The following is a 9,317-nucleotide window of genomic DNA, read 5'->3' as shown; positions in this document are numbered from 1 at the left end:
CAAACGCTATACGACGGAGATCGTTGCCAACAACATGCAGATGCTGGGGTCCCGGAACGATGTCGGGCCTCAGAATGCTCAGGGCGGTGGATACAACCGCTCTCCCCAAGGCAGTCAGGGAACTCAGAGCGGCGGCTACCCGGGCGGGCCGGGTCCCGGCGGCGGCGGATATCCCGGTGGTCCCACGGGGAGCGGGCCCAGCGCTTCGGAAGGCGCTCCCGACAAAGGGTATTCAGACGACAGGGGTTTCAAAGGGAATTCGCAACCCGATCTGGGTCCGGATGACGACGATATCCCCTTCTGATCCATAATCCCCCCTGCACGCGACTCATAAGTCCAGGATAGTCTATTGATAAAAAACGGCTGAATTCAGGGTGGGCATCTTGACCCCAAGACCCACCCCCGAACAGCGCCTTGTCGTTTTCCATGCAAACCATTTCCTGCCGCCGGCGTCTAAAGCCGCCAATGACACAACCCCAAGGAGGCTTCTCCACACCAGGCATCACGGACGGGGCCGGCATCACCGTTGAGACGGCTGATTTCAACTCGTATAACAAGGGTGGAGAAATTATTCCGATCTCTACGAAAGATGAACATTTTTCAGGCTGAGGCCGCCCAGCCATTCGGCGTAGGCGTTTCGCCACGAAGGAGAGCACTTCGCGCGTCGCGTCGGCCAGGAAAAGCCGAAGTGACCACACAAGGGGCAAAAAATCGCCAGATGCTCAAGCATTCGGTCGCCGGGATCGGGAAGTTTTTCCCTTCCCATGCCGAAGCCGAAGACGCGATCGATGCCGCCGGCAATAGCGCAAGGATAATAGCCCGAGGGTGTTAGTCCGATGCCGCAATCCTCGATGATTCGGCATCCGGAAGTGTAGTCGGCAAACCGGTACCAAAGGCTGTCGACGGGCGCCTTGTTGAAAGGCCTGAACAACCGTTGTCGGTCGGTCTTGAAGGTGTTTTTGATCTCGACACCATGAGGAAGTCGGTCGAGAACCCGGTTAACCCGGGCACCCCGACCGTTGGTGCAGACCACGATGCGCAGGTCTGGATTGTGGCGGGAACGATAGGCCAACAGGAGGTGCAGGATGTCAAAAAAATCCCGATGAAGCGTGGGCTCGCCGCCCAAAACCCGGATTCGCCGCCACCGGATGCCCTTCTCGATGCTTTCGCTGATGAAATCGGCGATTCGCGAAGTCGGCATCTCGATGTCGGTCGGCGCCTGGGTACACGACCGGTTGCAATTGGCGCATCGCAGGTTGCAACGGTAGGTGATGTCGATCTCCACGAATTGGCGACCGACCGAGAAGGCCGGGCCCATCCGGCGAGTGATGAATCGCTGGGATCGGATAAACTGAAAAAAATCGAGGCTCATCCGTTTCAGCGTGACATTGTGGTGAATTCTACTTTCCTTGTCCATGGATCCACTCTGTTTCAGCGTAAGACGCAATCGCCTCCGGTAAGGGTTTCCGCACACGCCGGCAATAGGCGGCCAAACGGCGGTTGAGGGCATACTCATCCCCCAAGCGCCCCAGCATTCGACGGTATGTATCGCCGCACAGAACATCATAAAGCGCGCGGGTCGTCATGCGCGCGAACCGGACGCCCGCGGTTCCATAAGACGGGCTTCGACCGATACGGGGCATCATGAAGCCGTCATAGGCATTGAGCCCCGGCGGAATCCTGAGAAACACGGGCGAACCGTCCACCTGAACCGTACGGATACTGAGGGCGCGGTTGCAGTTAAAAGCGGCGTACCAGGGCATCGGAAGATCTCCCCGGAGCATCTCGAAATTTCTGCACCCCTTGGTTTCCAGGATGATCCGACGACCCGCGCCCAAGCAATCGATCTCGTCGATGAGAGCGTCGCTGACGCTCCGCGGATCGATGCACCCGGCGCGAGGTCCGTTTCCACTGATCGCAATCCGCCCGTTCCGAAGAAGATCGCATACGCCGGCGTAGGGTTTTTCCGCGAGAACAGCGGGGATGTCCTGAACAGCAAGATCGTTGCCGTAACGCCCGTTTCGCGGCACGAAGAGCAGGATCAGGCGGCGATTCCCACGGAGCATGGCCTCGAATCGCTTCAAATCGATCATGGATTCAAGGTAGTCGTCGCAGAAAAAGACCACGAGGGTCGGCTGATCGGTCTCCACCACTTCCCGAAAATACATGTCCAGGGAGTCAAGAGCGAATCGGCCCAGGGCCGACGACGTCAGGTCGATCAGTTCCCGGGCCACGGCCGAGAGAGCCTGTCGGGATACCGCCCTCACCTTCGCCATGCTCCCGACCCAACCGGGATCAATGGAGATGAGGTTCCGGTTGAGAAGGTCGGACGCCGCCGACGCCGAACTTTTAAGGTTGATGCCTACATATCCGGAAAGTACCGCTGTTTGAATCAACCGCGGGATGTCTGCCGTGCCGTCACCCAGAATGCCGGCATCGGCCATGGTCGCCATCAGGATGAGGCCAAGGCGGTGACAGAGCGCGTTGAATTCGGCATACGGATGAACATTGCGGATGGGGCCGGGGCCGTTGGGCATCATAGACAGCAGCCGAACAAATACATCCTCGTACATTTGCTGAGGCACCGCTCCGTGGAGGGGAAGCCCGGCCGAGATCTCGAATTCCAGAACGTTTCCCGCCTCCCGAAGTGTTTCTTCGACCGCTCTGTTATCCGGTCCCCCCCTATCGACTGGTATTCCTGAACGGGTCAGCATTGTGAGGGTTTTTCTCAGTACCCGGTCCAGCCACTCGTCGTAGGTTTCGAATGTCGAATCGAGGGTATCCTGGAAAATCTCGGGAGCGATTTTTCGATCACCGATCGTCATCGTCCCCGGCCGCCGGAAGGGCCCGAAATAGCGGGCACTTCGCAATTCGGGTGCGGGACGGCGTTCCGGGAACAGAATCCTTCGGGTCAAAGCCCGTCGTTGTTCGGTTGTCGCCCAGACCAATCGCACCTCTTCCGATTATCGTCGCCGGTTGCGAAACAAGTCATCGCGGGCCGCAAGCCGGCCGCTTTCCAAATGGCTTGAAAGACACTCAACGCCGATCATCCGGTCCCTGATAAAAATCCCGCCCGCTGTAGCGTTCCCCTCGCTTCATGAGAAAATAGCCGACCGTCAGAGCGACGATAATCGCTGCGATACCCATCAAGCTCAGGCTGTCCACTTCCTTGAGGTCCAGGATGATGACCTTTCGGGAAATGGCGATGATGGCCACCGATAGAACGACCTCGTAATGAGGTTGTCCCTGGGTAAGATAGGTTTTCATGATGGTCTCCAGGAGCTCGATCCCGATCACGACCAGCATGAAGAGACCGAAGATATCGAGGAGTTGGTTAACGCTCAGGATAAAAATGGGCGGTTCCAGAATATCCCGGAGGATGAGCCATCCGAGATCGATGGTAACAAGCCCCAGCACGATCGCCATCATCACCATCAGCGCCTGAATCATGAACCGTTCATATCGCTTCAGCATATCGAACATGATCTTTGTGCCCCCTGCGTCGACATAAGGTTCAAGAAACGCTTCAGATGATTTTTTGCCGGTATGTTAACCGGACTCGACTGTCGATATTCGTAATATTGACCCGAAAAAGACGGATAACGGCTCCGTTTACCGCGGCTGTCCCCTTCAATCTGACCGTCTGATGTCGTGGGATGCGGCTCGCCATCAGACAGCCCGCCTCCTGGAAATCGAAGATTGATTTGCTAGTATGTATAGTACAGCTGCTGCAGTTCCGCAAGGCTTCTCCGCTTCGAAAGGGCCAGCATAAGCAGGATCCGTGCCTTGGCCGGATTGAGTTCGTCAGAGACGAGAAAGCCAGTTTGGTCGTCGTTCACCTCGACATTCCGGGTTACCGTCCCGGTGGGAACCCGCGAGCTCCGGACGATAACGATGCCCTTGGCCGACACCGCCGCAGCGGTGGAGAGGGTGGCCGCATTCATGTTTCCGTTGCCGTCTCCGGCAATGACGATACCTTTGGCCCCCCGCTCCACCGAACAGTCGATCAGATCCGCAGGCATGTCGGCGCAGGCATACAGAATATCGACACGGGGCAAAACGGTACCGCCCTCCACGGAAAATTCGCTCCGATACGTGTGTCTTCTGAAAGGACGCCTGAAATAGTCGGCCTTCCCGTAAATGACGGTTCCGATCAGCCCGTTGATGGGCGAAAGAAAGGTCTCCACCGACGTCGTATTCGTCTTGGTGAGGGAGTGAGCCCCGTGAATACGGTCGTTCATAACCACCAGAACGCCGCGTCCTTCGGCCCTCGGGTCCGCCGCCACCGCGACGGCGTTGTAAAGGTTCAGCGGACCGTCCGCACTGATGGCGGTGGAAGGCCGCATGGCACCGGTCATGACCACGGGCTTCCGGCTCTTGACGGTCAGGTTGAGGAAATGGGCGGTCTCCTCCATGGTATCCGTGCCGTGAGTGACGACGATGCCGTCCGCCGCCCCGGCGGAAAAAAGATCGTTGATGCGGTGGGCCAGCCGGATCATGATCGCAAAGGACATGTCCTGAGACCCGACATTGGCGATCTGCTCGCCCCGAACGTCGGCCAGGGCGTCCAGACCCGGCACCGCGGCAACCATGGCCTCGATACCCACCTTGCCGGAGATGTAGCCCGCAGCCGTGTTGAATGCGGCCGTCCCCGCAATGGTGCCGCCGGTCCCCAGGATGACGATCCTGGGGCGGACACGTTTTCTACGCCGATACCGGCTTGTAACCATTTTCATATGCAATCGCCTGAAAGCAAAGGCACACATCGGTTACGACACACGGCGCGGCCATTGCCGCCGACCGCCGATGCAGCCCACCTCGGTCCCCATGGCAGAGCCCCAGACGCTAAAACCGCATGGCGTTCGAGGTAATTGATCCGAAGAAAATCTTGTGGAGTCATGAGTACAATTCCCTATCAAAAAATGAAGAGATCTTCCCACTAAATTTGAGAATAAGCACCTATTGCACTTTACACAGCATCATGATAAAGATTCATAATTAAGTTTTTGGTTGTTGTGATAGTAACCGTAAAGGTTGAAGGGGGATAAGCGCCCCATTCGTCAACGGCGCACGCCTTCAGCCTTAAGCCTGTGTCCCTGAGACAACGGCGTGGGGCGTTCCCTGGCGGCACCGTCCCCAAGCATCGAAAGTTACGTAGCCTGAGAAAAGTCGGGCTTCAATTTTGACAATTTTGCGGGAAATAGTGCCCGCTCTTCGAAATTTCACACGATGAAACGAATCATAGCCGCCTTCTTACCGGATTGCTTTTCCGTAAAAATTCGATCGATGATCTTTAAGTTGCATTCGAGCTGCTGCCAAGCCCGTTTTCACGGTGCTGCGGAGTTGCAGGACCTGGTCGCCAAGCATCACATACAGACTACCTTTTGGTTTTCGGAGCGTTATGAAACATTTCTATAAATTTTTAGTCTTATCATCTCTTTTTACGATATTTTTTGCCGGGCCGGCAACAGAGAAAGCGGCCTTCACGCAGCCCACCTTTGTTTATGCCCGGGAAACAGTGAACATATTGAAGCAACAGGAGAATTCCGGAATTACGCGCAATGTCGATGTTGAAAGCACCGATTCATTTCTCCATGTCCAGGACGGAAATTCCGATCTCAGATCAGGCCCCCTCGCGGTTTTCGGTTTTGGTCTTTTGGGGCTGATGCTCGTACTCCGACGAAGAGGTGACAGGTCCAATCACGGTCAAAATATCTTGAAGACCGCCGACATATCGGGCACAGAAGAGAATGGCCGCCGCGAATGCCGGTCGACGCTGAGGCAGTCGGCCTTCAAGCCCGTAGCGCGACTTTCCCAACCCCGCGGGTAAGTCGGTCTCTATCCGGCGACCCGCTGAAAGCCGAGAGTCGCGTTGAAAATAAGGAATTTTCCACGCCGACAAGAAGGAAGCATCCGGCTTCCCCGGCTTCCGAGAAGAAATGACGATTACAAACAATCCGGAGCGCCTTTTGATGATCCAGAATCTTACCGAACTGCTTCAGAAATATGGTGAACAGGTGGCGCTCCAATGGGCGAAACACCTTCACGAAAATGTCAGTGATCACTACGCCGCTCGCCCTTTTGAAGAGCTTTTAACCACAACATCGCAGTCGAGCCGGGCGAACTTCGATGCGATCGTGTACGGGGACTATTCCAAAGTAGATGCCTTTATCGCCAAAATCTGCGATCTGCGACTGGAAGGCGGCTTTGCGCTCTCCGAAGTCCAGAAAGCCTTTGAAATTTACCGACAGATCCTGGTTCCGATTCTTGTTAAAGAATTGAAAGGCGACACGCTGCTCGAGGCGCTGCAACGTCTCAATGATTGTCTGAGTCGCACCATCTTCGCGTTCAGCGACTATTTTCTGCATATGACCAATGCCAGATTGATCGAAAAGCAGAAGAAGCTCGACGAAGATCTTCAGGCAGCCGCCGGGATTCAGCAGTCCCTGTTGCCGCAGAAACTGGCAAAACAGCCAAAATTTGAAAATTTGGACATCGCCTGGAAATTCATGCCGTGTGAAACGATTGGGGGCGACATCTTCAATGTGATCCGCCTCGATGAGGATCACCTCGGTTTTTACATGATCGACGTCAGTGGACATGGGGTCCCTCCCGCCCTGGTGACCTTTTCCATTTCCCAGACGCTTCAACCCCACATGGGTTATACCATTCGGAAAAGACCCGGCCTTTCTCCCAATTATGAAATTGTGCCCCCGGGAGAGGTGCTCAAGGCCCTGGATTCCGAATATCCCTGGGAACGCTTCGAAAAGTTTCTGACCATCATCTATCTCATCCTGAATATCCGCAACGGTCATTTGATCTACAGTAACGCCGCGCATCCGCCTCCCATCCTCGTCCATGCCGACGGAACCACCGAGCTGTTGGAAACGGGGGGAACTATAATCGGTCTCGACGGCATCCTGCCCTTTGAGGAGGAAGAAAAGATCATTTCGGCGGGAGACAAGATCATTCTGTATACCGACGGCGTATTTGAATTCACGAATGAAAAAATGGCATTGTTCGGGAAGGAGCGATTTCACGCCCTTGTCGACAGCAAGAACGGACTGCCCATCGCCAACATCCTGGAAGAGATTGTCCTCGAGATTCAACGTTTTGTCGGAAGCGCAAAACTTCAGGATGATGTCAGTATCCTGGGGATTGAATTTAAGGAAAGAAACGCAACAACACAACATTCACCCCAAATAAACCTGACAATCAAGGATTGATAGTTTCGTAAAAAGTCATCCGTAAAATTTTTTACTACAATATGAAGTGTGTTTGGCTTTCATTAAAAACGATATGATGTGGTCAAAAATCCAGATTTTTACTTTTTACGAGACCGTCAAGGATTGAAACATGGAGAAAAAAAATTTTCTTAATTTTGCTTCAAAACGCATATTAAAGTATGAAATAATAGCATTTTTAGCTATTATTGTTATGTTATGGCTTGATGAAATACTCGACCTGCCCCATTTCATTTTAGGGGCTGATCCAACGCCGATCAACTGGAGAGAAGCGCTGTTCGAAACGGTTATCATCGCCATTATCGGCGGAGCAATATCTTATATTAATGGCCTTTTTATGGCCCAATATTTTATTCTCAAGAAAAACGAAATTCGAACAAAAGTTAGAGAGAATCGATTGAAAGACATCAATAAAACACTTGGTGTTGTTCACCATAACGTCAATAATCTTGCGAATATGTTTCAAATTATCGGAATTAAAGCCAAGAAATCTGAACAAATCGACAGTGTTTTGCTGGGAAAGCTGGAAAAAACGATTTTTTCCGTAAAGGATGAAATGACCAAGCTGGCGGAATTGGAAGAACAAGCGAAGGAAGACACCTTCGAAATTGAATTTTAACCGCGCAGTCAGGGGATTCTCCCTTGACGCTAATTTAAATTGACCCACCTATGCTCACCAAAATTGACCCATCAGGTTGTTCCAACCATTAAAATTTTTGCATTCTGCTCATCCGCTTTCTTGATTCTCTGAAAGAAAACGAATCAACATCAAATTAAAGATACAATTCATAAAAGCAAATCAGGTAATTATTATTTGATACCTGTTTGCTAAGATCCGAATAGTGTCACGCCTACATGCCAATTTCATGACGGAAATAATGTAACGCTTTTCATACCCCGCCCATAAATTTATCGACTTACCCCGCTACCCCGCCGTTTTCAAAAAATGTTTTCAATCCATGAAATTCGGATTGTAATTTCATCTTGAGTTTAGGAGCAGTAGGTACACGCTGAATTCCATTCAGTCGTGCTGCGCCTTGCGCGGCACCCCGTCACGCCGATTTTTGAACCTACTGCTCCGAAACCCGAGTCAAAAAACGAACATCGTCCTATTTATTGAGGCATCACATCCAATTTTTGACTTTTCCCGCTATGCTGTATCAGATATGGCGACAATTTTTCGTACTGAAAGCAATAACTCGTCAACAAGAAGACCTTTCGAGTAGGCCACCCTGAAAGCAAAGATGTAGTATACTTACTTTAATTTATTCGATTAATTATATTTGGAATTTTAAATCTAAGGGCAATGGTATGGTTATTGCATTTCCTTGGGTTTAATTTTTGTAAAAACACAAAATCGCGCGAGGGCTTGACGGACGGGCATCCGAGCGAATGAACGCGATTCAGCGTGTGTCTACAAAATCGGAGGGTTTTCAGGACAGTTTTTCCAGCTCGACGACCTGCTTCTGAGGGGTGATCTTTAACAATTTAAGTATGTTGATGGTTGACGCGGGCAATTCGTTGCGCATGAGCACACGGAATTTTAAATTGAAAAATTCTGTGATCTGAAGCGCATCCAGCGCCACCTGGATCTGGTGCCAGGGCTTTCCGCAGGCCAACTCGGCGACGGTTCGATGACCATCAGGCCCTTGTAGCCGCAGGCAGCGTCCTCCAGGCTGATGGTGTCGTCATTGGTTTCGAGGACCCACTTGCCGTCATAGGTTTCCGCTTCCCGTATTTTGCCCCGGTCGATGCGGACCTTGTTGGTCTTGGTGACTGTCAGATAGCGCTTGAAGCGGCGGGAGGCCGGCAGCTCGATGGCCCATTGGGCGGTTGCCGATGCATCCTTGTGGGACTCGAGCTCCTTCTCCAGGACGGCGACGGTCATCTCCCGATGCTTGCGCTGCCGTTCGGCCTCCCTGGGGTTGTAGCAGAGGATATAGCGCCTGCGCCGCTCGCCGTCGCCAACCACAACCTCCTTTGCATGGAGGTTGTCCTTGAAAACGGTGTAGCGGCCGCGCTTGCTCAGGACTTTTTTGCGGATCTCGGCCACGTTGGACATGCGGCAGGCCA

At 52.9% G+C, this 9,317-nt stretch carries 6 protein-coding genes and 2 pseudogenes; 3 read left to right on the top strand and 5 right to left on the bottom strand.

Annotated elements, in window-relative coordinates:
• A pseudogene (locus tag AB7S84_RS14545) lies at positions 1-304 on the top strand (single-stranded DNA-binding protein); the annotation flags it as partial.
• Positions 305-580: 276 nt separating this feature from the next.
• Here AB7S84_RS14545 and AB7S84_RS14540 read toward each other — a convergent pair.
• The 4 genes from AB7S84_RS14540 to AB7S84_RS14525 form a co-directional block, all read right to left on the bottom strand.
• Positions 581-1,417, bottom strand: a complete 837-nt coding sequence (locus AB7S84_RS14540; RefSeq protein WP_428155316.1) for a radical SAM protein — start codon at positions 1,415-1,417, stop codon at positions 581-583.
• A complete protein-coding gene (locus AB7S84_RS14535) occupies positions 1,401-2,825 on the bottom strand; it encodes a hypothetical protein (protein ID WP_020877956.1) in 1,425 nt (474 codons plus the stop codon). Before AB7S84_RS14535 ends, AB7S84_RS14540 begins: the two co-directional genes overlap by 17 nt.
• Positions 2,826-3,036: 211 nt before the next feature.
• Positions 3,037-3,483: a phosphate-starvation-inducible PsiE family protein gene (locus AB7S84_RS14530; RefSeq protein ID WP_020877955.1), complete on the bottom strand. Its 447-nt coding sequence runs from the start codon at positions 3,481-3,483 to the stop codon at positions 3,037-3,039.
• A 224-nt stretch (positions 3,484-3,707) separates the two neighbouring features.
• A complete protein-coding gene (locus AB7S84_RS14525; protein WP_428155313.1) occupies positions 3,708-4,736 on the bottom strand; it encodes a type II asparaginase in 1,029 nt (342 codons plus the stop codon).
• A gap of 1,236 nt (positions 4,737-5,972) precedes the next feature.
• On the opposite strand from AB7S84_RS14525, the gene AB7S84_RS14520 reads away from it, so the two are divergent.
• A complete protein-coding gene (locus AB7S84_RS14520; protein WP_020877951.1) occupies positions 5,973-7,226 on the top strand; it encodes a PP2C family protein-serine/threonine phosphatase in 1,254 nt (417 codons plus the stop codon).
• Positions 7,227-7,356: 130 nt separating this feature from the next.
• A complete protein-coding gene (locus tag AB7S84_RS14515) occupies positions 7,357-7,863 on the top strand; it encodes a hypothetical protein (protein WP_428155310.1) in 507 nt (168 codons plus the stop codon).
• Between the two features lie 924 nt (positions 7,864-8,787).
• On the opposite strand, the pseudogene AB7S84_RS14510 reads toward AB7S84_RS14515, so the two are convergent.
• Positions 8,788-9,317, bottom strand: a pseudogene (locus AB7S84_RS14510) (hypothetical protein); the annotation flags it as partial.

Origin of the sequence: Desulfococcus sp., from assembly GCF_050178255.1 — a bacterium.
GTDB classification, from domain to species: Bacteria; Desulfobacterota; Desulfobacteria; order Desulfobacterales; family Desulfococcaceae; genus Desulfococcus; species Desulfococcus multivorans.
This window is presented reverse-complemented; position numbering and strand designations above follow the sequence as displayed.

What these genes read in the sequence shown, in the direction of transcription:
- AB7S84_RS14540 (WP_428155316.1), bottom strand. Translation starts at nt 1,417, where the DNA reads ATGGACAAGGAAAGTAGAATTCACCACAATGTCACGCTGAAACGGATG.
- AB7S84_RS14535 (WP_020877956.1), bottom strand. Translation starts at nt 2,825, where the DNA reads ATGACGATCGGTGATCGAAAAATCGCTCCCGAGATTTTCCAGGATACC.
- AB7S84_RS14530 (WP_020877955.1), bottom strand. Translation starts at nt 3,483, where the DNA reads ATGTTCGATATGCTGAAGCGATATGAACGGTTCATGATTCAGGCGCTG.
- AB7S84_RS14525 (WP_428155313.1), bottom strand. Translation starts at nt 4,736, where the DNA reads ATGAAAATGGTTACAAGCCGGTATCGGCGTAGAAAACGTGTCCGCCCC.
- AB7S84_RS14520 (WP_020877951.1), top strand. Translation starts at nt 5,973, where the DNA reads ATGATCCAGAATCTTACCGAACTGCTTCAGAAATATGGTGAACAGGTG.
- AB7S84_RS14515 (WP_428155310.1), top strand. Translation starts at nt 7,357, where the DNA reads ATGGAGAAAAAAAATTTTCTTAATTTTGCTTCAAAACGCATATTAAAG.